Source organism: Pseudomonas sp. S1(2024), assembly GCF_046557535.1.
This window is the reverse complement of record NZ_JBKGFP010000003.1, coordinates 54,327-79,780: the sequence shown is the minus strand read 5'-3', so window position 1 is coordinate 79,780 and position 25,454 is coordinate 54,327. Positions and strand designations below refer to the sequence as shown.

The following is a 25,454-nucleotide window of genomic DNA, read 5'->3' as shown; positions in this document are numbered from 1 at the left end:
GTCCGTTGGGGCTGCTGCGCAGCCCATCGCGACACAAGGCCGTTCCTACAGGGAGTGCGGCGCCTTTGAGGTGAACCATGACCACAGCAACCGCCCAACTGCGGGCCTCACCCCTGGACGCGCTACAGCGCTGGCTGCCCAAGCTGGTGCTGGCGCCTAGCATGTTCATCATCCTGGTGGGCTTCTACGGCTACATCCTCTGGACCTTCGTTCTGTCCTTCACCACCTCGACCTTCCTGCCGACCTACAAATGGGCCGGCCTGGCGCAATACGCCCGGCTGTTCGACAACGACCGCTGGTGGGTGGCAAGCAAGAACCTTGTGCTGTTCGGCGGCCTGTTCATCGCCATCAGCCTGGTCATCGGCGTAGTGCTGGCGGTCTTGCTGGACCAGCGCATCCGTCGCGAAGGTTTCATCCGCACCATCTACCTGTACCCCATGGCGCTGTCGATGATCGTCACCGGTACCGCCTGGAAGTGGCTGCTTAACCCCGGCATGGGCCTGGACAAGCTGCTGCGTGACTGGGGCTGGGAGGGCTTTCGCCTGGACTGGCTGATTGATCCCGACCGGGTGGTGTACTGCCTGGTGATCGCTGCCGTGTGGCAGGCCTCGGGTTTCATCATGGCAATGTTCCTTGCCGGCCTGCGTGGCGTCGACCCGTCGATCATCCGTGCCGCGCAGATCGACGGCGCCAGCCTGCCGCGCATCTACTGGCGCGTGGTACTGCCCAGCCTGCGCCCGGTGTTCTTCAGCTCGCTGATGATCCTCGCGCACATTGCCATCAAGAGCTTCGACCTGGTGGCGGCGATGACTGCCGGCGGCCCAGGCTACTCGTCCGACCTGCCGGCGATGTTCATGTATTCGTTCACCTTCAGCCGCGGCCAGATGGGCATGGGCTCGGCCAGCGCCATCCTGATGCTCGGGGCGATCCTGGCGATCCTCGTGCCTTACCTGTACTCGGAGCTGCGGAGCAAACGCCATGCATAGCCCTCTCGACAAAGCGGTGCTGAGCCCGAGCCGCATCGCCATCCACGCGGTGCTGTTGCTGGCGGTGCTGCTGTACCTGGTACCGTTGGTGGTGATGCTGCTGACCAGCTTCAAGACCCCGGAAGACATCAGCACCGGCAACCTGCTGAGCTGGCCGGCAGTATTTACCGGCATCGGTTGGGTCAAGGCCTGGAGCACGGTCAGCGGTTACTTCTGGAATTCGATCATGATCACCGTGCCAGCGGTGCTTATCTCCACCGCCATCGGCGCGCTGAACGGCTATGTGCTGTCGATGTGGCGCTTCCGCGGTTCGCAGCTGTTCTTCGGCCTGCTGCTGTTCGGCTGCTTCCTGCCGTTCCAGACCGTACTGCTGCCGGCCTCGTTCACCCTCGGCAAGCTCGGCCTGGCCAGCACCACGACCGGCCTGGTGCTGGTGCACGTGGTCTACGGCCTGGCCTTCACCACGCTGTTCTTCCGCAACTTCTACGTAAGCATCCCCGATGCGCTGGTCAAGGCCGCGCGTCTGGACGGTGCCGGGTTCTTCACCATCTTCCGCCGCATCATCCTGCCGATGTCCACGCCGATCATCATGGTCTGCCTGATCTGGCAGTTCACCCAGATCTGGAACGACTTCCTGTTCGGGGTGGTGTTCTCCAGCGGCGATTCGCAACCGATTACCGTGGCCCTGAACAATCTGGTCAATACCAGCACCGGGGCCAAGGAATACAACGTCGACATGGCGGCGGCGATGATCGCCGGCCTGCCAACCCTGCTGGTCTACGTGGTGGCAGGCAAATATTTCGTCCGCGGGCTGACTGCTGGCGCGGTAAAGGGGTAAGTCATGGCAACGCTCGAACTTCGCAATGTGAACAAGACCTACGGCAGCGGTTTGCCGGACACCCTCAAGGACATCCAGCTGTCGATCAAGGATGGCGAGTTCCTGATCCTGGTCGGCCCCTCGGGCTGCGGCAAGTCGACCTTGATGAACTGCATCGCCGGGCTGGAGCAGATCACCGGCGGCGCGATACTCATCGACCAGCAGGACGTCAGCGGCATGAGCCCCAAGGACCGCGACATCGCCATGGTGTTCCAGTCCTACGCGCTGTACCCGACCATGAGCGTGCGCGAGAACATCGAATTCGGCCTGAAGATCCGCAAGCTGCCGCAAGCTGCAATCGACGAGGAAGTGGCGCGGGTGGCCAAGCTGTTGCAGATCGAGCACCTGCTGGCGCGCAAGCCGGCGCAGCTGTCCGGTGGCCAGCAACAGCGCGTGGCCATGGGCCGGGCGCTGGCACGGCGGCCGAAGATCTACCTGTTCGATGAACCGCTGTCCAACCTCGATGCCAAGTTGCGCGTCGAGATGCGCACCGAAATGAAACTGATGCACCAGCGCCTGAAGACCACCACCGTGTACGTCACCCATGACCAGATCGAGGCCATGACCCTGGGCGACAAGGTGGCGGTGATGAAGGACGGCATCATCCAGCAGTTCGGCACCCCGCAGCAGATCTACAACGATCCGGCCAACCAGTTCGTCGCCAGCTTCATCGGCTCGCCGCCGATGAATTTCATCCCGGTGCGCCTCACGCAACAGGACGGGCGCCTGCTGGCCGTGCTCGACAGCGGCCAGGCGCGTTGCGAGCTGCCCTTGGGAATGGCCGCGGACGAGATGGATGGCCGCGAGGTCATCCTCGGCATCCGCCCCGAGCAGATTGCCCTGGGTGCAGCCGAGGGCAATGGCCTGCCCGGCATTCGCGCCGAGGTGCAGGTGACCGAGCCCACCGGGCCAGACCTGCTGGTATTCGTCACCCTCAACCAGACCAAGGTCTGCTGCCGCCTGGCGCCGGATGTGGCGTGCCGGGGCGGCGATAACCTGAACCTGCAATTCGACCCAGCCCGGGTGCTGCTGTTCGACGCCGCCAGCGGCGAGCGCCTGCACCTGGCCACCACTGCTGCAACCATGAAAGACAACGTGGCGCACTTCAAGGGCCGATAACTCGTCTACACCATCAAATAAGAAAAAGAGGACGCAAAGGGATGGAACAGCGCAAACGCATCAGGACATTGGGCTCGCTGGCCTTGCTCGCGCCACTGGCGATGGCTGTTGGCAGCAGCGCTCAGGCTGCCGAAGCTTTTTCCAGCGAATCGAAGTGGATGACCGGCGACTGGGGCGGCACCCGCACCGAGTTGCTGGAAAAGGGCTATGACTTCACCCTCGATTACGTCGGCGAGGTTGCCGGTAACCTGCACGGTGGATACAACGACGACAAGACTGCGCGCTACAGCGACCAGTTCGCCCTCGGCGCGCACCTGGACCTGCAGAAAATCTTTGGCTGGCACGACGCCGAGTTCAAGCTGGCGATCACCGAGCGCAGCGGCCGCAACCTGTCCAACGACCGCATCAGCGACCCGCGCGCCGGGCAGTTCAGCTCGGTGCAGGAAGTGTGGGGCCGCGGCCAGACTTGGCGCCTGACCCAGATGTGGGTCAAGCAGAAGTACTTCGACGGTGCGCTGGACGTGAAATTCGGCCGCTTCGGCGAGGGCGAGGACTTCAACAGTTTCCCCTGCGACTTCCAGAACCTGGCCTTCTGCGGCTCGCAGGTGGGCAACTGGGTTGGCGGCATCTGGTACAACTGGCCGGTCAGCCAGTGGGCGCTGCGGGTGAAATACAACATCACCCCGGAATTCTTCGTTCAGGTCGGTGCCTTCGAGCAGAACCCTTCCAACCTGGAAACCGGCAACGGCTTCAAGCTCAGTGGCAGCGGCACCAAAGGCGCGATCCTGCCGGTGGAAGCGGTGTGGTCACCCAAGGTCAATGGCCTGCCGGGCGAGTACCGCCTGGGTTACTACTACAGCACGGCCAAGGCCGACGATGTGTTCGATGACGTCAACGGCAACCCGCAGGCGCTGACGGGCGAGGCCTTCAAGTCGCACTCCAGCAAGCATGGCTGGTGGGTGGTGGCACAGCAGCAGGTCACCGCCCATGGCGGCGATGTAAACCGTGGCCTGAGCCTGTTCGCCAACTTCACCGTGCACGACAAGGCTACCAACGTCGTCGACAATTATCAGCAACTGGGCTTGGTCTACAAAGGCGCATTCGACGCCCGGCCCAAGGACGATATCGGCTTTGGCGTGGCGCGCATTCATGTGAATGACGATGTGAAGAAACGCGCCGAACTGCTCAACGCCCAGAGCGGTATCAGCGATTACGACAACCCAGGCTTCGTGCCGCTGCAGCGTACCGAGTACAACGCCGAGCTCTACTACGGCTTCCACGTCACCAACTGGCTGACCGTGCGGCCCAACCTGCAGTACATCAAGAGCCCCGGCGGCGTGGATGAGGTGGATAACGCGCTGGTCGCAGGGTTGAAGATTCAGTCGTCATTCTGAGAGCAATTGTTGTAAATTTACGCCAATCCACTTCGGTACCCGGCAACCACTGGTCTTCAGTGGTTGTCGGGGATAGGCCGAGACAGCGCTATCTCAAACAACAAGAGCTCTGAACCATGCCCGAACATCCGCTCCATCGCTTCTTCACCTCGCAGCGGCCCCGGCCGACATTCGAGTGGGAGCGTTACCAGCAGCGCGATGTGCTGATCATCGACCATCCCCGTTGCCAGGCGGTGTTCAGCCGCCAGGGTGCGCAACTGCTGCATTTTCAACCAGCGGGTGAACGGCCCTGGCTGTGGTGCGCCGAGCAGTGGCCGCAGGTGGGGGCGATCCGCGGTGGTGTGCCGGTGTGCTGGCCATGGTATGGCCGCCACCCCAGCGAGGACTTGTGGCCCGCCCATGGCTGGGCGCGCTTGCTCGACTGGAAGCTGGTGGACAGCCGCGAGGACGAGGAGGGCGTAACCCTGAAATGGCGGCTGAACCTGTGCGACTGGCAGGTCGACCTGCATGCCCGGCTGGGTAGCCGCATGGAGCTGAGCCTGAGCACCGAGCACCAGGACAGCGAACCCTGTCAGCTGAGCCATGCCCTGCTGGCCTACTGGCGCATCAGTGACGTGTCCGAGATAGCGCTGTCCGGGCTGGAGGATATCGAAGGCTACGACCGCCTGAACCGCCAGGCCTGCCGTGAAGATGGCGCGCTGAAGCTCAAGGGCGGTTGCCAGAAGGTCTACCCCGGCACGCCGCGGGTGCAATTGCAGGACCCGGCCTGGCAGCGCGAGCTGTGCATCGATACCGGTGACAGCGATGACACGGTGGTGTGGCACCCGGGCAACCGCCCGCTGATGGGCGTGACCGGGCGTGAATGCCAGCGCTTCGTCTGTGTCGAGGCCGCCAGCGGCAGTGGCGAGGGCCTGAGCCTGGCGCCGGGGCAGCGTGCCCACCTGCGCCTGCAGGCACACCGGCTCAGTTGAGCTCGTCGTCCTCGATCGGGTAGCGGCTGGCGTTGAGGCTTTCCTTGATCTTGCGCAGGTGCGGCTGGAAGTCCACGCCGCGACGCAGGGTCATGCCAGTGGCCAGCACATCGAGCACGGTCAGCTGGATGATCCGCGAGGTCATCGGCATGTAGATGTCGGTGTCTTCCGGCAGCGGAATGTGCAGGCTCAGGCTGCAGGCATTGGCCAGTGGCGAACCGGCAGCGGTCAGGCCCAGTACCGAGGCGCCGTTTTCCCGGGCCAGGCGGGCCACCTCGACCAGTTCGCGGGTGCGCCCGGTGTAGGAGATGATGACGAACAGGTCGCCGGTGTGCGCCACCGAGGCCAGCATGCGCTGCATCAGCACGTCGGCGTGGGCCGATACTGCCAGGTTGAAGCGGAAGAACTTGTGCTGGGCGTCCAGCGCCACCGGGGCCGAGGCGCCCAGGCCGAAGAAGTGGATCTGCCGGGCCTGGATCATCATGTCCACGGCACGGCTGACCTGTTGCGGGTCGAGCTGCTGGCAGGCGCTGTCGAGCGAGGCGATGGCACTGGCGAAGATCTTCTGGGTGTAGGCTGCCGGGTCATCGTCAGCCTCCACCGCGCGGCTGACGTAGGCGGCGCCGCTGGCCAGGCTCTGCGCCAGCTGCAGCTTGAGCTCGGGGTAGCCGCTGACGCCGAACGAGCGGCAGAAGCGGTTGACGGTCGGTTCGCTGACCTTGGCCGCCTGGGCCAGCGCAGCGATGCTGAAACGGGTGGCTTGTTGCGGATTGAGCAGGATGACTTCGGCGACTTTGCGTTCGGCCTTGTTCAGCTCGTCGAGGCGGCCCTGGATCTGTTCCAGGAGGTTTCGCACGCGGTCCATGGGTGTGTCCTTGGGTCGGGAAGGCAGCCGGCTGTTGGAGCAGCAGGCTTTTTGCACGGTCGTCTATCGTACTGTCGGCGCGTTTGACGTACCACTTGTCTGTAACACTTGTGTGTAATGTTGTGGTTTTTACTACATTATCCCTTGAAAACCGTATGTGAAAGCGGTATTCCTAGACCAACTTTAGGAAAGAACCAACATCATGGCTGCGATCAGTGTCGAACCTTGCACCTTTGCCCTGTTTGGCGCCTTAGGCGACCTGGCATTGCGCAAGCTGTTTCCTGCCCTCTATCAGCTCGACCGGGCCAACCTGCTGCACCCGGAAACCCGCCTGCTGGCGCTGGCCCGCGAGGCCGGTAGCGCGCAGGGCCACCTGGACAGCATCGAGGCGCACCTGCGCCGGCATGTGCCCGAGGCCGATATCGAACCCGCCGCACTGGGCCGTTTCCTCGCCAGGCTGAGCTACCAGCACCTGGATTTCCTCCAGCCCGAGGGCTATCAGGCCCTGGCCGAGCAGTTGCCGGACGAGCTGCCGCTGATTGCCTACTTCGCAACCGCTGCGGCGGTGTACGGGGCCATCTGCGAAAACCTCGACAAGGCCGGGCTGGCCGCACGCACCCGAGTGGTGCTGGAGAAGCCCATTGGCCACGACCTGGAGTCGTCGCGCCGGGTCAATGATGCTGTGGCTCGGTTCTTCCCAGAGAGCCGGGTCTACCGCATCGACCACTACCTGGGCAAGGAAACAGTGCAGAACCTGATCGCCCTGCGTTTCGCCAACAGCCTGTTCGAAACCCAGTGGAACCAGAATTCCATCTCCCATGTGGAGATCACCGTCGCCGAGAAGGTCGGTATCGAAGGCCGCTGGGGCTACTTCGACAAGGCCGGCCAGCTTCGCGACATGATCCAGAACCACCTGCTGCAGCTGCTGTGCCTGATCGCCATGGACCCGCCCAGCGAACTGTCGGCCGACGCCATCCGTGACGAGAAGGTCAAGGTACTCAAGGCCCTGGCACCGATCACCGGCGAAGGGTTGAGCACCCGTGTGGTGCGCGGCCAGTACATCGCCGGCTACAGCGATGGCAAACCTGTGCCCGGTTACCTGGAAGAAGACAACGCCAACGCCCAGAGCGACACCGAAACCTTCGTCGCACTGCGTGCCGACATCCGCAACTGGCGCTGGTCGGGGGTGCCGTTCTACCTGCGTACCGGCAAGCGCATGCCGCAGAAACTGTCGCAGATCGTCATCCACTTCAAGGAAACGCCTCACTACATCTTCGCTCCGGAACAGCGTTTGCAGATCGGTAACAAGCTGATCATCCGCCTGCAACCGGACGAAGGCATTTCTTTACGGGTGATGACCAAGGAGCAGGGCCTGGATAAAGGCATGCAACTGCGCAGCGGCCCGTTGCAGCTGAATTTCTCCGATACCTGGCGCAGTGCAAGGATCCCGGATGCCTACGAGCGGCTGTTGCTCGAAGTGATGCGCGGTAACCAGAACCTGTTCGTGCGCAAGGATGAAATCGAGTATGCCTGGAAGTGGTGCGACCAGCTGATTGCTGGCTGGCGTAACGCAGGCGATGCGCCCAAGCCGTACGCCGCAGGCTCCTGGGGGCCGATGAGCTCGATTGCACTGATCACACGCGATGGGAGGGCGTGGTATGGGGATATCTGAACTGAAACTGCCAGCGACTGTGACGGTACATGAGCTGGCGGATGCCAAGGCTCTGGCCGCAGCCCAGGCCCATGACGTGGCCGAGCGCCTGCGCGCAGCCATTGCCGCCAAGGGCCAGGCCTGCGTGGTGCTATCCGGCGGCCGTAGCCCGGTACCGTTTCTCGAGAAGCTGGCCAGCGAAAACCTCGACTGGGCCAAGGTCACCGTCAGCCTGGCCGATGAGCGCTGGGTGCCGGTGGAGCATGCCGACAGCAACGCCGGCCTGCTGGCGCGCCACCTGTTCAAGGGCGCGGCGGCCAAGGCCCGCTTCGTTGGTCTTTACCAGCAGGCGGAGAACCTTGATGCCGCTGCAGGCAAGGCCGATCAGGCCTTGGCCGAGCTGCCGCCAATTGACGTACTGGTGCTGGGCATGGGGGATGATGGCCATACAGCTTCGCTGTTCCCCGCCAGCCCCAACCTGGAAGCAGGCCTCGACCTGGCCAACCCACGCCGCTGCCTGCCTTTGCTGGCACCGAGCGTGCCGCGCCAGCGCCTTTCGATGACCCGCTCGCTGCTGGCCAGTTCCGCCTTTATCGCGCTGTCCGTACAAGGGCAGGGCAAACTCGCTACCCTGCGCGCCGCGCTGGCTGGCACCGACCTTTCCGAAATGCCGATACGCGCTTTTCTTCACGCCCCCCTGGACATCTACTGGTGCCCATGAGCCAAGGATCCACAGTCATGACCACCCTTGAACGCCCACAGCCCAAGCTCTCGATGGCCGACAAAGCCGCACGGATCGACGCCATTTGCGAAAAGGCGCGCATCCTGCCGGTGATCACCATCGCCCGTGAGGAAGACATCCTGCCGCTGGCTGATGCCCTGGCCGCCGGCGGTATCCGTACCCTGGAAGTGACCTTGCGCTCGCAATATGGCCTGAAGGCCATCCAGGTGTTGCGCGAGCAGCGCCCGGAGCTTTGTGTCGGTGCCGGCACCGTGCTCGATCGCGGCATGTTCGCCGCGGTTGAAGCTGCGGGTGCGCAATTCGTCGTTACCCCAGGCATTACCCAGGACATTCTCGAAGCTGGTGTGGACAGCGAGATCCCGCTGCTGCCAGGCATCAGCACACCGTCTGAAATCATGATGGGCTACGCCCTGGGCTACCGCCGCTTCAAGCTGTTCCCGGCGGAGATCAGCGGCGGGGTAGCGGCGATCAAGGCCTTTGGCGGCCCGTTCGGCGATATTCGTTTCTGCCCTACGGGCGGGGTGAACCCGGCCAACGTGCGCAACTACATGGCGTTGCCCAATGTGATGTGCGTGGGTGGTACCTGGATGCTCGACAGCAGCTGGATCAAGAACGGCGACTGGGCGCGGATCGAGGCGTGCAGTGCGGAAGCGATGGCGCTGCTGGACGCCAACTGAATTTGTTGTGTGCTTTACGGCTTGTGGGGCGCTTGGTCGGCGCCCCTTTTTTTGCCTGCAGTTTTTGCATTGCCTGTGCGGGCCCTTTCGCGGGCTCGCCCGCTCCCACAGGATTGCGCCGCTCTCGGCAGCTGTGCAGTACCTGTGGGAGCGGGCAAGCCCGCGAAGAGGCAGGCACAGGCCAACAAAAAAGCCCGCATCAAACGATGCGGGCTTTCTCATTCATGCGGTATGGCTCAGGCCGCCTTGGCTTCCTGCTGGCTCAGCGAGCGGTTCAGCGCGCTGAACAATGCCTTGAAGCTGGCCGTGGTGATGTTTTCATCGATACCCACACCATGCACAGGGCGGCCACCGGCCACGCGCAGTTCGATATAGGCCGCGGCCTTGGCATTGGTGCCGGCGCCAATGGCATGCTCGTTGTAGTCCATGATCTCCACGGCAATCGGCAGGCCGGCCACCAGTGCTTCCAGTGCACCGTTGCCCTTGCCGCGCCAGTGCAGGGTGGTTTCGCCTTCACCGGCGACTTCCACTTCCACGGCGCTGTGGCCGTTCTCTTCCTGCAGACGGTGGCTGACCAGCGCATACGGGGAGTTGGCCTGCAGGTATTCCTTGTGCAGCAGGCTGTAGATCTGCTGGGCGGTCATTTCCAGGCCCAGGCGGTCGGTTTCGCCCTGTACTACCTGGCTGAATTCGATCTGCATGCGGCGCGGCAGGCTGATGCCGTATTCCTGCTCGAGCAGGTAGGTGATGCCGCCTTTGCCCGACTGGCTGTTGACGCGGATTACCGCCTCGTAGCTGCGACCGATGTCGGCCGGGTCGATCGGCAAGTAAGGTACTTCCCACCGTTCGCCTTCCTGCTGCTTGGCGAAGCCCTTGCGGATGGCGTCCTGGTGCGAGCCGGAGAACGCGGTGTGGACCAGGTCGCCCACGTACGGGTGGCGTGGGTGCACCGGCAGCTGGTTGCACTCTTCGACCACCTTGCGCACGCCGTCGATGTCGGAGAAGTCCAGCAGCGGGTCGATGCCCTGGGTGTAGAGGTTCAGCGCCAGGGTCACCAGGTCGACGTTACCGGTACGCTCGCCGTTGCCGAACAGGCAGCCTTCGGCACGATCGGCACCGGCCATCAGGCCCAGTTCGGTGGCGGCAATGCCGGTACCACGGTCGTTGTGGCAGTGCAGGCTGATGATCACGCTGTCGCGACGGCTCACATTACGGCAGAACCATTCGATCTGGTCGGCGTAGATGTTCGGGGTGGACACTTCCACGGTGGCCGGCAGGTTGAGGATGATCTTGTGCTCGGGGGTAGGGTTCCACACCTCGATGACCGCGTCGCAGACTTCCTTGGCGAACTCCATCTCGGTGGCGCTGAAGGTTTCCGGCGAGTACTGGAAGGTCCACTGGGTTTCCGGCTGCTGGGCGGCGTACTTGACGAACAGCTTGGCTGCGTTCACCGCGATGTCCTTCACGCCTTGCTTGTCCTGGTTGAAGACAATGCGGCGGAACGACGGGCTGGTGGCGTTGTACAGGTGGACGATGGCCTTCTTCGCCCCGCGCAGCGACTCGAAGGTGCGGGCGATGAGGTCTTCACGGGCCTGGGTGAGCACCTGGATGGTGGTGTCGTCCGGGATGTGGCCGTCTTCGATCAGCATGCGCACGAAGTCGAAATCGGTCTGCGAGGCGGACGGGAACGAGGCTTCGATTTCCTTCACGCCAACCTGCACCAGGGTCTTCCAGAAGCGCAGTTTCTTCTCCGAATCCATTGGCTCGATCAGCGACTGGTTGCCATCACGCAGGTCGGAGCTGCACCAGATTGGCGCGGCGGTGATGGTCTTCGACGGCCAGGTACGGTCAGGCAGGTCGATGGTCGGGAAAGCGCGGTATTTCTTCGAAGGGTCTTTGAGCATGGTCATGGAAGCAATCCTTTTGTGTGCGGCCGAGATCGGGCCTGCCGAGCGATAACGAGATAAAAGGCGAGGCGACGCGATTCAGCCTGGTAGTCGGGCGCTGACCAGGCAGAGGCTGCGATGTTGTCGGAGCAGGATGAGGGTGCTGTAGGTTTTCATGCCTTCAACCCTAACCAGTGGGGTGGGTGATGGCAAGCGTTCAGAAAAAATTGAGAGGAATGCTTAAAAAAAGCTGAAAGGCGAGATTTTATCGCTGTAATTTTCTGAGTGCTTCTCGATTTTTGCGCAGTATTTTTCGATGGCGCAACACCTTGGAAGCGAGTTTACCTGCTCTGGCCTCATCGCCGGCAAGCCAGCTCCCACAGGATTACCACAGGCCTCGAATCCTGCACGGGACCTGTGGGAGCGGGCATGCCCGCGAAGCAGGCGCCGCGATCTCAGGGCTGGAACGCGCCAATGAAAATCGCCGGATCCACCCGCGCATCGTTCAGGCTGACGTTCCAGTGCATGTGTGGCCCGGTAGCCCGCCCGGTCGAGCCCACGCGCCCGACCACCTCGCCCCGGCGCAGCTGCTGCCCCACCTGCACATCGATCTTCGACATATGGCAGAACATGCTGATAAAGCCCTGCCCGTGGTCGACGAACACCGTACGGCCATTGAAGAAGTAATCGCCCACCAGGATCACCTTGCCATTGGCCGGGGTCTTGATCGGCGTGCCGGCCGGTACCGCGAAGTCCAGCCCGGCATGCGGGTTGCGTTCTTCGCCATTGAAGAAACGGCGCACGCCGAACTTGCTCGACAGCGGGCCACTGACCGGCTTGTCGAGAATCAGGTTGCTGGGCAGGGTCGGGCTGAAGCTGCGGTAAGCCTTGATCTGCTCGGCCAGCTCACGATCGATGCGCTTGAGGTCGGCCGGGTTCGGGTTGACCTGGCGGGTGTTCTTCAGGGTGATGCGCTGCTCGGGGTATTTCTTGCTACCGACCGTGAAGGGCAGGGTGCGGCCGCCCTGGCTCAGCATCGCGGTGCCGGGCTTCTGGGTCAGCGGGATGCCGACGATGGCCAGCCAGTTGTCCTGCTCTTTCACCACCAGCACCGGTTTGCCGTCGAAGCGGGCGCTGGGCGCGCTGGCTGCGGGGCCGAGGTCGACCACCGCCACGCCGCCGGGTACCGGCTTGTTCAGCGTGCGGGTGATGTAGCTGGCCTGGGCGCCGCCGGCCAGCAGCAGGAGGGAAAGGGCAAGCAGGGGCGCGAGCAGGCGGGGCATGTGTCAGTCCAGAAGTGAGAGGGTGACCGGGGTCAGGTGGTTGTCTTCGACCCGCACCAACAGCTCGCCTTCGTTCAGGCGGGCGGTCAGACGCTGGCCATTGCGGGTCTGTTCGGCGCTGCGGATGGCCTGGCCCTGTTCGTCCAGCAGGATGCTGTAGCCGCGGGCGAGGGTGGCCAGCGGGCTGACCACCTGCAGCGTCTGCAACTGGGCCTGGAAGCGCTGGCGGCGGTCCTTGAGCACCTCGCGCATGGCCCGTGGCAGGCGCTCGGCCAGGCTGTCCAGGCGTTGGCCCAGCAGTTTCAGGGTTCGCCCCGGGTGCTGCGCGGCGAGGCGGGTGTCCAGGCGTGCCAGGCGCTCGTGGCGCTGGTTTAGGTTGAGCATGAACGCGCGGCGCAAGCGCATGTCCAGGTCGTCCAGGCGCTGGGCCTGCTGGCGCAGGCGCTCGCCCGGGTGACGCAGGCGCCGGGTCAGCGACTCCAGGCGCAGGCGGTCGTGGGTCAGGCGGTTCTGCATGCGCAGCAGCAGGCGCCGTTGCAGGCCATCCAGGCGTTGCTGCAGGCCACTGTTGTCGGGGGCCAGCAGCTCGGCGGCAGCAGACGGTGTAGGCGCGCGCACGTCGGCGACAAAGTCGCTGATCGAGACATCGGTCTCATGGCCCACGGCGCTGACAATCGGCGTGACACAGGCGGCCACGGCCCGCGCCACCGCTTCTTCGTTGAAGCACCACAAGTCTTCAAGCGAGCCGCCGCCCCGGGCCAGGATCAGCGCATCGAACCCCAGGCTATCGGCCAGGCGGATCGCGCGCACGATCTGTGCAATGGCTTCGCGGCCCTGCACTGCGGTGGGGATCAGGTTCAGTTCCACTTGCGGGGCGCGGCGACCGAACACACTGATGATGTCGCGGATCACTGCGCCGGTGGGCGACGTAATGATGCCGATGCGCTGCGGGTGGGCCGGCAGCGGCTGCTTGCGTTCGGCGCTGAACAGCCCCTCGGCACCGAGCTTCTCTTTCAATGCCTCGAAGGCCAGGCGCAGGGCGCCATCGCCGGCCGGCTCGACGGTGTCGAGAATCAGCTGATAGTCGCCACGCCCTTCGAACAACGAAACCTTGCCGCGTACCCGCACCGCCAGGCCGTCGCGCAGGGCCTGGCGCACCCGCGTGGCGTTCTGCCGGAACAGCGCGCAGCGCACCTGTGCGCCGCTGTCCTTGAGGGTGAAGTACATGTGGCCGGACGCCGGGCGGGCGAGGTTGGAAATCTCGCCTTCCACCCACACACTGCGGAACACGTCTTCCAGCAGCACGCGGGCACGGCCGTTGAGTTGGCTGACGGTAAGGACCTCGCGGTCCAGGCCAAGTCGTTCGAAAGGGTCTCTGATCATGGCGGGCATCATAAAGGACATCGGCCCCGGTTGTCTGTCCCGGCCCTATCGCGATCTCTGTGGGAGCGGGCGAGCCCGCGAACACCGGCGAAGCCGGTGCCATCCACGGCGCTGCCTGTTTCGCGGGCACGCCCGCTCCCACAGGGGCTGCGCTGGCTTCGAGTTGACACTATACCCACGAACATCGGCATCGTCGGTGCCATCAACCCTGCATCGCTGCCACGAATTGCCTGACCATCTGCCCCGCATCACGCCTGCAAGCCATCGCCACAGTACTCTCACACCCCCCCTCCAGCGCCACGAAGCTGACCGACGCCGGGGCAATCTCTCGCATGCATTCCGGCAACAACGCCACCCCAAACCCCGCCTGAATCAACTGCAACTGGGTGGTCTTGCGCGACAGCACCTGCGCTGCGCGCGGGAAAAAGCCTGCCTCCATGCACATCGAGGCCGACAGGTAGCTCAGCCCGCCACGGTCCCGGTGCGGAATCGAAATGAAGCGCTCTTCCCGCAGTTGTTCCAGTCTCACTTGGGGCGCGCGGGCCAAGAGATGCCCGGCGGCGACCGCCAGCAGGAGGGGTTCGCTGAACAGTTCATGCAGCACCACCCCTTCATACTGGCGCAGTACTGGCAAGCGCAGCAGGCCGATATCCAACCGCCCGGCAGCGATATCCTCCAACTGCGCCTCCGACGACTGCTGGGCAATTTCCAGCGAAACACCTGGGTTGTCGCGCAAGTAACCACCCAGGCGAGCCAGCAGCGGGCCGGTCAGCGGCACTGTACTGGAGTGGTTCAGGCGCAGACTGCCCTGCAACCCTTCGCCAATATCGCGGGTTACACGCTCGGCCTGCGCCAAGTCGGCCAGCAAGCGCCGCGCCCGTTCCAAAAAGGACTGGCCAGCCAGTGTCAGGCGCGGGAGGCGCGCGGTGCGTTCGAACAGCGGCGTGCCCAGTTGCTGCTCCAGTTCCTTGATCTGCCGGCTCAGCGCCGACTGGGCGATGTACAGCCGCTCGGCGGCAGCGCTGAAGCTGCCGCATTCGGCGATTTCCACGAAGTAACGCAATTGGCGGATCGACGTCATGTCATGCCTTTTCGAGATGAGTGTGGCGACAAAGGCATATTAGTCGGCATGGCTCATGGCTGGCTAACCTTTGCCTGTCTTCCCAGGAACTGCTGCCATGCTCGCCCAACTGTCGTTTTCCGGCCTCGACTGGCTGCCTATCCTGCTTGGTGTCGGCGCTGCCTACATCGTCTTCGGCATCGCCGGTTTCGGCACCGCGCTGGTGGCCGGCCCAGTGCTGATCCACTTCATGCCGCTGTCGCGGATCATTCCGCTGCTGGTGCTACTGGACTTCGTCGCCGCCTTCGGCAACCTGCTGCCCTCGCGCCGCGATGTCGTGCGCGGCGAACTGCTGCGGCTGCTGCCGTTCATGGCCATTGGCTGCGCGCTGGGTGTGGTATTCCTGCTGCAGCTGAAGTCAGACCTGTTGCTGCTGCTGATGGGGCTGTTCGTTACGGCGTATGCCCTGTACGGGCTGGCGGTGAAGGTACGGCCGGCCAGTCTGTCGGGTTTCTGGGCAATGCCGATGGGCACGGCAGGCGGGCTGTTCGGCGCCTTGTTCGGCAGCGGCGGCTTTCTTTATGCGCTGTACCTGAGCGCGCGGCTGGAGGTGAAGGAGCAGGTGCGCGCTACCCAGAGCGCGCTGATCAGTTGCAGTACGGTGGTGCGGCTGACGCTGTTCCTTATCGCAGGCGTCTATGCCGACCAGAGCCTGCTGTTGCTCGCCGCCTGCCTGTTGCCGGTCATGCTCGTCGGCCTCTGGGCAGGGCGCAGGCTTACCCATCGGCTGTCTCGCGAAGCCTTTGTGCGCCTGGTCACCTGGCTGGTGCTGGCCAGCGGCCTGGCGTTGATCGGTCGCTACCTGAGCGCCTGAGCAGGCGGTAGAATTGCGCTATTACCGCAGTTTTTCAGGCTTGTCCCGTTCATGAACACCCAGAGCATCATCGTTCCCAAGCTGTCTACCGTCCCGGTGCACGAGGCCCGTGCCCGCGCCATCCTGCGCTGGCTGGTGCGCGAGAAAGTCGTCGAGGAACAGCTGACCACCTGTGGCCGCACCGGCAACCGCATGGGCCATGCCCTGGCCGAAGGTGCCCGCAAAGTGGCCCTGCATCCGGAGAAACTGCCCTTCGGCGAACAGGTCAACGGCTTGGAGGTGATGCTCAAGCGCTGCATCTATACCCCTACCGAAGGTTTCCTCGAAGAAGCCGGTTGCCCCGAGTGCCGGCGCGAGGTGGGTGAGCCGCTGTTCGAGAGCCTGGAAGAATGGATGCCGGCAGTTAGCGACAACTTCACCTGCCCGTTGTGCGGCTTCGAAGATGACATCAATGGCTTCATTTACCTGCAGCCATGTGCCTTTTCCAACCTGGGGTTCATCTTCAACAACTGGGGCGAGGCCGGGTTCACCCAGGCCTTTCTCGACAGCTTCGCCGACTGGCTCGACCAGCCGGTGGCCGTGGTACAGGTAAAACTGCCACAAGGCTGACCGAAGGCCCTTATTTTGCATTGAGCGGCGCGCCGTGCATGAGTATAATGGCGCGCTTCCATTTTTCCCGCCCGGGAGCCCCCGCGATGCTGCGTATCAGCCAAGAAGCCCTGACCTTCGACGATATCCTCCTTGTACCTGGCTATTCCGAGGTACTGCCTAATGAAGTCAGTCTCAAGACCCGTTTGACCCGTGGCATCGAGCTGAACATTCCGCTGGTATCCGCTGCCATGGATACCGTGACCGAAGCGCGCCTGGCCATTGCCATGGCCCAGGAAGGCGGCATCGGCATCATCCACAAGAACATGACCATCGAACAGCAGGCCAGCGAAGTCCGCAAGGTCAAGAAGTTCGAGGCTGGCGTGGTCAAGGACCCGATCACCATCGACGCCGACGCCACCGTGCGCGATCTGTTCGATCTGACCCGCCTGAACAACATCTCCGGCGTTCCGGTGCTGGCGAACGGCGACCTGGTCGGCATCGTCACCTCCCGTGACGTGCGCTTCGAAAGCCGCCTGGACGCCAAGGTCCGCGACGTGATGACCCCGAAAGAGCGTCTGGTCACCGTCCGCGAAGGCGCCGACAAGAACGAAGTCCGCGAGCTGCTGCACAAGCACCGCCTGGAAAAAGTCCTGATCGTTGACGACAAGTTCAACCTCAAGGGCATGATGACCGTCAAGGACATCGAAAAGGCCAAGGCCTACCCGCTGGCCAGCAAGGACGACCAGGGTCGCCTGCGCGTCGGCGCCGCGGTCGGCACCGGCAAGGACACCGGCGAGCGTGTTGCCGCCCTGGTGGCTGCTGGCGTTGACGTGGTTGTGGTCGATACCGCCCACGGTCACTCCAAAGGTGTGATCGATCGCGTTCGCTGGGTCAAGGAAACCTACCCGCAAGTGCAGGTGATCGGCGGCAACATCGCCACCGGCGCTGCCGCCAAGGCTCTGGCCGAAGCTGGCGCTGACGCGGTCAAGGTCGGTATCGGCCCAGGCTCGATCTGCACCACCCGTATCGTTGCCGGCGTAGGCGTGCCGCAAATCAGCGCCATCGCCAACGTTGCCGCTGCACTGGAAGGCACTGGCGTGCCACTGATCGCCGACGGCGGCATCCGCTTCTCGGGTGACCTGTCCAAGGCCATCGTTGCCGGTGCTTCCTGCGTGATGATGGGTTCGATGTTCGCCGGTACCGAAGAGGCTCCGGGTGAAGTCGAACTGTTCCAGGGCCGTTCCTACAAGGCCTACCGCGGCATGGGCTCGCTGGGTGCCATGGCACAGGCGCAAGGCTCGTCCGACCGCTACTTCCAGGACTCCTCGGCCGGCGCCGAGAAGCTGGTACCGGAAGGTATCGAAGGCCGTGTTCCCTACAAGGGCGCGCTGGCCGCGATCATCCACCAGCTGATGGGCGGCCTGCGTTCGTCCATGGGCTACACCGGCAGCGCAACCATCGAAGAGATGCGCACCAAGCCGGAATTCGTGCGCATCACCGGTGCCGGCATGGCCGAGTCCCACGTGCATGACGTGCAGATCACCAAAGAAGCCCCTAACTACCGCGTAGGCTGAGGCTTCCAGCTACAACAGAAAGCGGGGCTGTCATGACAGCCCCGCGTCGTTTCCGATTTCCACTGACGAGATTGAGTCATGGCCCTCGACATTCACGCTCACCGCATCCTGATCCTCGATTTCGGTTCCCAGTACACCCAGCTGATCGCCCGCCGCGTGCGCGAAATCGGCGTGTACTGCGAGCTGCATCCGTTCGACATGGACGATGAAGCGATCCGCGAATTCAACCCGCGCGGCATCATCCTCGCCGGCGGCCCCGAGTCGGTCCACGAAGCCAACAGCCCGCGCGCCCCGCAGGCGGTGTTCGACCTGAACGTACCAGTGCTGGGCATCTGCTACGGCATGCAGACCATGGCCGAGCAGATGGGCGGCAAGGTCGAAGGTTCCGACCTGCGTGAATTCGGTTATGCCCGCGTGGACGTGGTTGGCAAGAGCCGCCTGCTCGACGGCATCGAAGACCACATCGACGCCGACGGCGTGCTGGGTCTGGACGTGTGGATGAGCCACGGCGACAAGGTCACCCAGATGCCGGGCAACTTCCACGTGCTGGCCAGCACCCCGAGCTGCCCGATCGCTGGCATGTTCGACGACGCGCGCGGCTACTACGGCGTGCAGTTCCACCCGGAAGTGACCCACACCAAGCAGGGCGGTCGCATCCTGTCCCGCTTCGTGCAGGACATCTGCGGCTGTGAAGCCCTGTGGACTCCGTCCAACATCGTCGAAGACGCCATTGCCCAGGTGCGTGAGCAGGTCGGTTCGGCCAACGTCCTGCTGGGCCTGTCCGGCGGCGTCGACAGCTCCGTCGTTGCCGCACTGCTGCACCGCGCCATCGGCGACCAGCTGACCTGCGTATTCGTGGACAACGGCCTGCTGCGCCTGCACGAAGGTGACCAGGTGATGGCCATGTTCAAGGAGAACATGGGCGTCAAGGTCATCCGCGCCGACGCTGAAAAGCAGTTCCTCGACAACCTGGCCGGCGAAGCCGACCCGGAGAAGAAGCGCAAGATCATCGGCCGCACCTTCATCGACGTGTTCGATGCCGAAGCCAGCAAGCTGGAAAACATCCAGTTCCTCGCCCAAGGCACCATCTACCCGGACGTGATCGAGTCGGCGGGCGCCAAGAGCGGCAAGGCCCACGTGATCAAGTCGCACCACAACGTCGGTGGCCTGCCGGAGGAAATGAACCTCAAGCTGGTCGAGCCGCTGCGTGAACTGTTCAAGGACGAAGTGCGCAAGATCGGCCTGGAGCTGGGCCTGCCGTACGACATGGTCTACCGCCACCCGTTCCCGGGCCCGGGCCTGGGCGTGCGTATCCTTGGTGAAGTGAAGAAGGAATACGCCGACATCCTGCGTCGCGCCGACCACATCTTCATCGAAGAGCTGCGCAAGGCCGACTGGTACCACAAGACCAGCCAGGCATTCGTGGTGTTCCAGCCGGTCAAGTCGGTAGGCGTCGTTGGCGATGGCCGTCGCTACGCCTGGGTCGTGGCCCTGCGTGCCGTCGAGACCGTGGACTTCATGACCGCGCGCTGGGCGCACCTGCCGTACGAGCTGCTGGAAACCGTCAGCGGCCGTATCATCAACGAAATCGATGGTATCTCGCGCGTTACCTACGACGTGTCGAGCAAGCCGCCAGCGACTATCGAGTGGGAATGATCGGGTAGCCAGCTCAGGCTGGTACCCGTAGGCACGGATACACCAGAAAGCCCGCATAATTGCGGGCTTTCTGGTTCTTGCTCATTCAGATTTGCTTATTCTTTTGGCTTTTTGGCAAATAGCGCTTTCTGGTAGACATTATAGGAAAGCAACCTGCTCTTCACCGCGACGAACTCATCGCCCTCCACGCGCTGCGGGTGCTTTTCCTGCGGGTCATTCTCGATATTGTATTTGGTCAGGGTGTCCGAACTGAATTCGTATATGTATTTGTAAGGGTGCTCCACCAAGGCTGACGCCAGTTGGTCAAAGAACGTGGACATGAAGAATGTGCGCTTGCCATGTTCCCTCAACAAGCTGATGCCTTGGACAGACAGGGGCGACTCGGTCACGCCAAAGAAGTCGGCGACCGTGGGCGCAACATCGATCTGGTGACTGGTCGTTGTGGCGGGTTTGGGCAGTGACTTTTCCTTGGCCCAGAAAATCAGGGGTACGGTCACTTCTTCTTCGTGCATGGAAGCGTTGTGAATGAAGAGACCGTGCTCACCAAACGACTCACCGTGGTCACCCACGAGCACGAATAATGTCGAGTCCAGAAGGCCTTGCTTGTCGAATGATGTCAGCATTTCACCCAGTACGCTGTCTGTTCTGGCTATGCAGTCTTCATACTTTTCCAGCTCGCTCAGTAATGGGGGCCCTTGGCTGCATTGGTAGGGGTAGTGGGCTGCGCTTGGGAAGTAGAGTGCGATGAAACCCTGGCCATTCTTTTTTATCTTCTCCAGGTAAGAGATGCTGGACGAAAACAGCTGTTCATCACTCTCTCCGAAGCTACTGGCGTGTTGTGAGCGATTTCCGGCATGGGTGATCTCCGAAACTGCATAGGCATTCGATACGCCGATGGACTTCAGGAAGCCCTCCATGTTTTCGAATTGCAGGTACAGCGAGCTGAATGCGACGGCTTCCATGTTTTTCCTGTTTTTCAGCTCATGGATGACGCTGGGTTGTAGCAGGTACATGGCCTCTTTGATTTCAATATCTGGGTAGGCGTGCAGCCCCGTCAGGATCGCGTGGTAGCCTTTGGACGAGTGAGGCACAGATACGTACGTTTTGAAGAGCATGCCCTCCCGAGAGAGCTTATCGAAGGTGGGATACCTCTCGGCGGTTTTGATGTCGGGCGCAAAAACGCTGTTCCAGCGCACCGACTCCAGAATGATGAAGACCAGGTTCTTGAAGTCTGGTGTGGCATGAGATTGAAGTTTTCGGATGTCGTTGACGCTGGTTAGCGGGTAGGCGGGTTGTTCGAATGGCAGCGGCGGTCTATGCGGAGCTGCATTCAAGGGAGTCGTGCTTCTGAGTGTTGTGACCAGCGGGCTGACGACAATATTTTCGTTCAGGTAATAGCGTGCGTCTTTGGCATGGATGGAGCCGATGAGCAGGGCGCCTATCACCAGCAGCGACGCCCAGAGGTGTTGTCTTTTCTTTATTGGGACCGTGCGCTGTTCTTTATAAGCGATGTACGTTGCCAGCCCAGCGAAAGACCAGGTCACCAGGTAGGCAAGAAATAGCACAAAGACAATGAACCTGAATGTTTGCCCGAACCCGGCGGCTTGGGCGAGGAACACCTCGGCTCCGGAGGTCAGGTTGCTTGCGTTCTGCAGGCTGTAGCGTATCAGTTGCCAGTCCAGTGGCTTCAGCCATAGCTCCCGAACTCGCATGTCCACCAGCAGGAACAGCAGCAAGGCGCCTGAGGCGATGCTTAACAGATAAAAATTGAATTTGTTTCTGGTAATGGTGGTGGCAGCAATCACAAAGAAGGCGACCACCAGTAGCACGTCTTGAAGCAAGTACAGGGCAATATCGAGAACACCGGTCTCCACCCATCGATAGGAGAAAAACTCGATCAGGATGATCTTCGGTGCCAGAAGAAGGCCTGAAGTGAGCAGCAGCGAAAAATACAGTAATGAATTCCTGTGCCACATGGTGTCAAACCTTCGCATTCACAGAGCAGGCGTCTTGTCTGAAGCGAGAGGCGGGCAGAAGGCCAGCACCTGTGCACCCCGTCTGTTGAACTTAAGCAGCCCACCCTGAATCGGGCAAGTCAGCCCCTGGACGTCAGTTTGGTACCGAGGGGGAGCAGGTTGCCACAGGTGGTCGGGGCAGATAACCGGTCGTGCGACAAGACTTCACTTAATCTTTCGCAAATGCAGGTGTATCGTATTCGCCCTTCATCGCCAGCCCCTGCTGGCAGACTGATTGCGCAGAATGAGGTACCCGCACCGATGTCCTTTACTCGTCGACAAATGCTCAAAGGCCTCACTGGCCTGGTTGTGGTGGGCCTGGGCGCCGGAGGCGCGGCCCGCTACTGGCTGGGCAAGGTCGAGGACGAGAACGCAGGGCACGACTACGAGCTTATTGCCGCGCCTCTGGATGTGGAACTGGTACCGGGTTTCAAGACCGAAGCCTGGGCCTTCGGCCCGTCGGCACCAGGTACCGAGTTGCGCGTACGCCAGGGCACCTGGCTGCGGGTGCGCTTCATCAACCACCTGCCGGTCGAAACCACCATCCACTGGCACGGTATCCGCCTGCCGCTGGAAATGGACGGCGTGCCCTATGTGTCGCAACTGCCGGTCAAGCCGGGCGAGTACTTCGACTACAAGTTCCGTGTGCCGGACGCCGGCAGCTACTGGTACCACCCGCATGTCAGCAGTTCCGAAGAGCTGGGCCGTGGCCTGGTCGGCCCGCTGATCGTCGAGGAGCGCGAGCCGACCGGCTTCCAGCATGAACGCACGCTCAGCCTGAAGAACTGGCACGTGGACGAGCAGGGCGCCTGGTTGCCGTTCAGCATCCCGCGTGAGGCGGCGCGCAACGGTACCGCCGGGCGCCTGATCACCATCAATGGCCAGGCCGATTCGGTCACCGAGTTGCCAGCCGGCCAGGTTGTGCGGGTGCGTCTGCTTAATCTGGACAACACCTGGACCTACCGCATCAACCTCAAGGGCAACTGCGAGGCAAAAATCTATGCTCTGGACGGCAATCCGGTAACCCCGCGCCCATTGGACGATGACTACTGGCTCGGCCCAGGCATGCGTATCTGCCTGGCTGTCCGTATTCCCGAAGCGGGGGAGGAGATCTCCCTGCGCGACGGTTTCGTGCGCCTGGGCACCCTGCGTTCGGTTGCCAGCAACGACGCGCCAAGTGACTGGCCGCCGGCGCTACCGCCCAACCCGATCGCCGAGCCGGACCTGGAGAATGCCGAAAAGCTCAACTTCAATTTCGAGTGGGCGGCGAAAGTCTCGGTCACTACGGACCAGGATAAGCCGTCGAGCATGTGGCAGATCAACGGCCAGGCCTGGGACATCACCGACAAGACCTGCGCCGAGCGCCCCATTGCCACGTTGCAGAAGGGCAAGAGCTACATCTTCGAGCTGAAGAACATGACCCAATACCAGCACCCGATCCACCTGCACGGCATGAGCTTCAAGGTGATCGGCTCCAACCGTCATGACATCAAGGAGCCGTGGTTCACCGATACCTACCTGCTGGGCAAGAACGAGCGCGCCCAGGTGGCGCTGGTGGCGGATAACCCGGGCACCTGGATGTTCCACTGCCACGTCATCGACCACATGGAAACCGGCCTGATGGCCGCGATCGCGGTGGTCTGATGCGCCCGCAGATCATCGATCGCAGTCGCGATCAGGAATTCATGCGCCTGGCCCTGGCCCTGGCCGCCGAAGGTGCGGCCATGGGCGAGGTGCCGGTGGGCGCAGTACTGGTGCAGCATGGGCAGGTGATCGGGCAGGGCTTCAACCGGCCGATCATCGACAGTGACCCCAGTGCGCACGCCGAGATGGTGGCCATTCGCGCGGCGGCGAAATCCGCCAGTAACTACCGGCTGCCCGGCAGCACCCTGTATGTGACCCTGGAGCCGTGCAGCATGTGTGCGGGGTTGATCGTGCATTCGCGGGTGATGCGGGTGGTATTCGGTGCGCTGGAGCCCAAGGCGGGGATCGTGCAGAGCCAGGGGCAGTTCTTCGGGCAGGGTTTCCTGAACCACCGGGTGATGGTGGAGGGCGGGGTGCTGGCGGAGGAGTGCGGGCAGATCCTCAGTGACTTCTTCAAGGCTCGCCGGGCCAAGGGGTAACCTGTCAGGGCCCTATCGCCGGCAAGCCAGCTCCCACAGGATATCTGCAGGCCTTGGGGGCAGTGGAGAGCCTGTGGGAGCTGGCTTGCCGGCGATAGGGCCCTTACAGGCTACATCGGCGGCGACTGCTCCGCCGGCTTGTCCTTGTTCACCCCGGGCACATGCAGGCTGCCCTCGGCCACCTGGCCTTCGAGCTGCGGCTGGGTCACCCAGGTGAGGATGTCGTAGTAGCGACGGATGTTGGCCACGAAATGCACCGGCTCGCCGCCACGTGCATAGCCGTATTTGGTCTGCCGATACCACTGCTTCTGCGACAGCCGCGGCAGCATCTTCTTCACGTCCAGCCACTTGTTCGGGTTGAGCTTCTCGCGCTTGGCCAGGGTGCGGGCGTCTTCCAGGTGGCCGGTGCCGACGTTGTAGGCAGCCAGGGCGAACCAGGTGCGGTCCGGTTCCTGGATGCTGTCGTCGAGCTCTTCCTTGATCTTCATGAAGTACTTGGCGCCGCCCTGGATGCTCTGCTTCGGGTCCAGGCGGTTGGACACGCCCATGGCCTGGGCGGTGCGCTGGGTCAGCATCATCAGGCCGCGCACGCCGGTCTTGGAGGTGACCTCGGGCTGCCACATCGATTCCTGGTAGCCGATGGCGGCCAGCAGGCGCCAGTCCACCTGCTCGACCTTGGCGTAGCTCTTGAAGTGCTTCTCGTACTTGGGCAGGCGCTGCTGCAGGTGCTGGGCGAAAGTGTAGGCACCCACATAGCCCAGGACGTCGACATGGCCGTAGTAGCGGTCCTTCAGGCGTTGCAGGGTGCCGTTCTTCTGCGCCTTGTCGAGGAACTCGTTGACCTCGTTGAGCAGGCTGTTGTCTTCACCGGCCGCCACCGCCCAGCGCTGGTCGCGGGTGTCGCCCAGGTCGAAGGCAACCCGCACGTTGGGGAAGTACACCTGGTTCATCGCCAGCTCGTTGGAGTCGACCAGGGTCAGGTCGATCTGGCCTTCGTCGACCATGCGCAGCAGGTCGACCACCTCGACGGCGTCGGATTCCTCGTATTCCAGGCCCGGGTACTGCTTTTTCAGCTCGGCCAGCTGGTCGGCATGGCTGCTGCCCTTGAGCACCATGATCTTCTTTCCGACCAGGCCCTTGGCGTTGGTGGGGCGCGTGCGACCGTTGCGGTAGATGACCTGTGGGGTCACTTCCAGATAAGGGTGGGAGTACCTGACCTGGGCCTTGCGCCGTTCGCTGGTGACCAGGCCGGCCGCTGCCAGCACCGGGCCGGAGGGCTTGCCGAGGCTGTCATACAGCTCGTCGAGGTTGTCGGCGGTCTCGATCTGCAGCTTCACGCCCAGATCTTCGGCGAAATGCTGGACCAACTCGTATTCGAAGCCGGTTTCGCCGTTGCGGTCCTGGAAGTAGGTGGCGGGGCTGTTGCGGGTGATCACGCGCAGCACGCCATCCTCCTTCACGCGCTCGAGGGTGCTGGGTTTTTCAACGCAGGCACCGAGCAGCAGAAAGAGTCCGGTTGCGAAAAGCCATCTGGCGCAACGCTGGCGCAAAGCAGTGTGGGCGAACATAGGTTGCAGTATACGCAAAGGACTGGCCCAACCATATCTCGACAACTGTTAGCTTGTCTGGTAGCAGGTTCTGTGCTTTACCGGCCCTATCGCCGGCAAGCCGGCTCCCACAGGTACAACGCAGGCCTTGAGGGTGGTGGTATACCTGTGGGAGCCGGC

At 62.7% G+C, this 25,454-nt stretch carries 21 protein-coding genes; 14 read left to right on the top strand and 7 right to left on the bottom strand.

Features of this window, described 5'->3' with window-relative positions; all coding sequences use genetic code 11:
• Window positions 1-77: 77 nt before the first annotated feature.
• The 5 genes from ACLCGK_RS04280 (at window position 78) to ACLCGK_RS04260 (ending at window position 5,347) form a co-directional block, all read left to right on the top strand.
• Window positions 78-986 carry a carbohydrate ABC transporter permease gene (locus ACLCGK_RS04280; RefSeq protein WP_217190040.1) on the top strand — a complete coding sequence of 303 codons (909 nt, stop codon included), beginning with the start codon at window positions 78-80 and terminating at the stop codon, window positions 984-986.
• Entirely contained in the window at window positions 979-1,824 is an 846-nt protein-coding gene (locus ACLCGK_RS04275; RefSeq protein ID WP_003257967.1) for a carbohydrate ABC transporter permease, read from the top strand. The genes ACLCGK_RS04280 and ACLCGK_RS04275 overlap by 8 nt, the downstream gene beginning before the upstream one ends.
• A 3-nt stretch (window positions 1,825-1,827) precedes the next feature.
• Complete coding sequence (locus tag ACLCGK_RS04270; RefSeq protein ID WP_410951358.1) at window positions 1,828-2,982, top strand: ABC transporter ATP-binding protein; 1,155 nt, start codon at window positions 1,828-1,830, stop codon at window positions 2,980-2,982.
• Between the two features lie 101 nt (window positions 2,983-3,083).
• The gene (locus ACLCGK_RS04265) at window positions 3,084-4,376 is read left to right on the top strand and encodes a carbohydrate porin (protein ID WP_410951365.1); all 1,293 of its coding nucleotides are present in this window, start codon (window positions 3,084-3,086) and stop codon (window positions 4,374-4,376) included.
• A gap of 116 nt (window positions 4,377-4,492) precedes the next feature.
• Window positions 4,493-5,347 carry a D-hexose-6-phosphate mutarotase gene (locus ACLCGK_RS04260; RefSeq protein WP_410951357.1) on the top strand — a complete coding sequence of 285 codons (855 nt, stop codon included), beginning with the start codon at window positions 4,493-4,495 and terminating at the stop codon, window positions 5,345-5,347.
• On the opposite strand, the gene hexR is transcribed toward ACLCGK_RS04260, so the two are convergent.
• Window positions 5,340-6,203, bottom strand: coding sequence for a DNA-binding transcriptional regulator HexR (hexR, locus tag ACLCGK_RS04255; RefSeq protein WP_169774905.1), 864 nt, complete (start codon window positions 6,201-6,203; stop codon window positions 5,340-5,342). The genes ACLCGK_RS04260 and hexR overlap by 8 nt on opposite strands.
• Window positions 6,204-6,414: 211 nt before the next feature.
• On the opposite strand from hexR, the gene zwf reads away from it, so the two are divergent.
• Genes zwf through ACLCGK_RS04240 form a run of 3 tightly spaced genes read left to right on the top strand, consistent with a single transcriptional unit; the run spans window position 6,415 to window position 9,282 of the window.
• The gene (gene zwf / locus ACLCGK_RS04250) at window positions 6,415-7,884 is read left to right on the top strand and encodes a glucose-6-phosphate dehydrogenase (protein ID WP_013971130.1); all 1,470 of its coding nucleotides are present in this window, start codon (window positions 6,415-6,417) and stop codon (window positions 7,882-7,884) included.
• Complete coding sequence (gene pgl / locus ACLCGK_RS04245; protein WP_410951356.1) at window positions 7,871-8,584, top strand: 6-phosphogluconolactonase; 714 nt, start codon at window positions 7,871-7,873, stop codon at window positions 8,582-8,584. Before zwf ends, pgl begins: the two co-directional genes overlap by 14 nt.
• A gap of 17 nt (window positions 8,585-8,601) precedes the next feature.
• The gene (locus tag ACLCGK_RS04240; protein WP_025337874.1) at window positions 8,602-9,282 is read left to right on the top strand and encodes a bifunctional 4-hydroxy-2-oxoglutarate aldolase/2-dehydro-3-deoxy-phosphogluconate aldolase; all 681 of its coding nucleotides are present in this window, start codon (window positions 8,602-8,604) and stop codon (window positions 9,280-9,282) included.
• Window positions 9,283-9,518: 236 nt separating this feature from the next.
• Here the strand turns inward: ACLCGK_RS04240 and leuA are convergent, their stop codons facing one another.
• The 4 genes from leuA to ACLCGK_RS04220 form a co-directional block, all read right to left on the bottom strand.
• Window positions 9,519-11,192: a 2-isopropylmalate synthase gene (gene leuA, locus ACLCGK_RS04235; RefSeq protein ID WP_410951355.1), complete on the bottom strand. Its 1,674-nt coding sequence runs from the start codon at window positions 11,190-11,192 to the stop codon at window positions 9,519-9,521.
• A 431-nt stretch (window positions 11,193-11,623) separates the two neighbouring features.
• Entirely contained in the window at window positions 11,624-12,451 is an 828-nt protein-coding gene (locus ACLCGK_RS04230; protein WP_015269103.1) for a M23 family metallopeptidase, read from the bottom strand.
• A 3-nt stretch (window positions 12,452-12,454) separates the two neighbouring features.
• Entirely contained in the window at window positions 12,455-13,834 is a 1,380-nt protein-coding gene (xseA, locus tag ACLCGK_RS04225; RefSeq protein WP_061303230.1) for an exodeoxyribonuclease VII large subunit, read from the bottom strand.
• Between the two features lie 202 nt (window positions 13,835-14,036).
• Window positions 14,037-14,915, bottom strand: a complete 879-nt coding sequence (locus ACLCGK_RS04220; RefSeq protein WP_410951354.1) for a LysR family transcriptional regulator — start codon at window positions 14,913-14,915, stop codon at window positions 14,037-14,039.
• A 97-nt stretch (window positions 14,916-15,012) separates the two neighbouring features.
• On the opposite strand from ACLCGK_RS04220, the gene ACLCGK_RS04215 reads away from it, so the two are divergent.
• The 4 genes from ACLCGK_RS04215 to guaA all read left to right on the top strand — a co-directional run bounded on the left by ACLCGK_RS04215 (window position 15,013) and on the right by guaA (window position 19,589).
• Window positions 15,013-15,768: a sulfite exporter TauE/SafE family protein gene (locus ACLCGK_RS04215; RefSeq protein WP_013971137.1), complete on the top strand. Its 756-nt coding sequence runs from the start codon at window positions 15,013-15,015 to the stop codon at window positions 15,766-15,768.
• Between the two features lie 51 nt (window positions 15,769-15,819).
• On the top strand, window positions 15,820-16,377 hold the full coding sequence (locus tag ACLCGK_RS04210; protein ID WP_003257977.1) for a hypothetical protein: 558 nt from the start codon (window positions 15,820-15,822) through the stop codon (window positions 16,375-16,377).
• An 86-nt stretch (window positions 16,378-16,463) separates the two neighbouring features.
• Window positions 16,464-17,933, top strand: coding sequence for an IMP dehydrogenase (guaB, locus tag ACLCGK_RS04205; protein WP_013971138.1), 1,470 nt, complete (start codon window positions 16,464-16,466; stop codon window positions 17,931-17,933).
• 78 nt (window positions 17,934-18,011) lie between these two features.
• Window positions 18,012-19,589 carry a glutamine-hydrolyzing GMP synthase gene (gene guaA, locus ACLCGK_RS04200; RefSeq protein ID WP_013971139.1) on the top strand — a complete coding sequence of 526 codons (1,578 nt, stop codon included), beginning with the start codon at window positions 18,012-18,014 and terminating at the stop codon, window positions 19,587-19,589.
• A gap of 95 nt (window positions 19,590-19,684) precedes the next feature.
• Here the strand turns inward: guaA and ACLCGK_RS04195 are convergent, their stop codons facing one another.
• Window positions 19,685-21,565, bottom strand: coding sequence for an LTA synthase family protein (locus ACLCGK_RS04195; RefSeq protein WP_410951353.1), 1,881 nt, complete (start codon window positions 21,563-21,565; stop codon window positions 19,685-19,687).
• 300 nt (window positions 21,566-21,865) lie between these two features.
• Here ACLCGK_RS04195 and ACLCGK_RS04190 point away from each other — a divergent pair, with 300 nt between their 5' ends.
• Entirely contained in the window at window positions 21,866-23,248 is a 1,383-nt protein-coding gene (locus ACLCGK_RS04190; protein WP_410951352.1) for a multicopper oxidase family protein, read from the top strand.
• The gene (gene tadA, locus ACLCGK_RS04185; protein ID WP_051096678.1) at window positions 23,248-23,727 is read left to right on the top strand and encodes a tRNA adenosine(34) deaminase TadA; all 480 of its coding nucleotides are present in this window, start codon (window positions 23,248-23,250) and stop codon (window positions 23,725-23,727) included. The genes ACLCGK_RS04190 and tadA overlap by 1 nt, the downstream gene beginning before the upstream one ends.
• 110 nt (window positions 23,728-23,837) lie before the next feature.
• Here tadA and mltF read toward each other — a convergent pair whose 3' ends face one another.
• Window positions 23,838-25,295: a membrane-bound lytic murein transglycosylase MltF gene (gene mltF, locus ACLCGK_RS04180; protein ID WP_013971158.1), complete on the bottom strand. Its 1,458-nt coding sequence runs from the start codon at window positions 25,293-25,295 to the stop codon at window positions 23,838-23,840.
• Window positions 25,296-25,454: the final 159 nt, after the last annotated feature.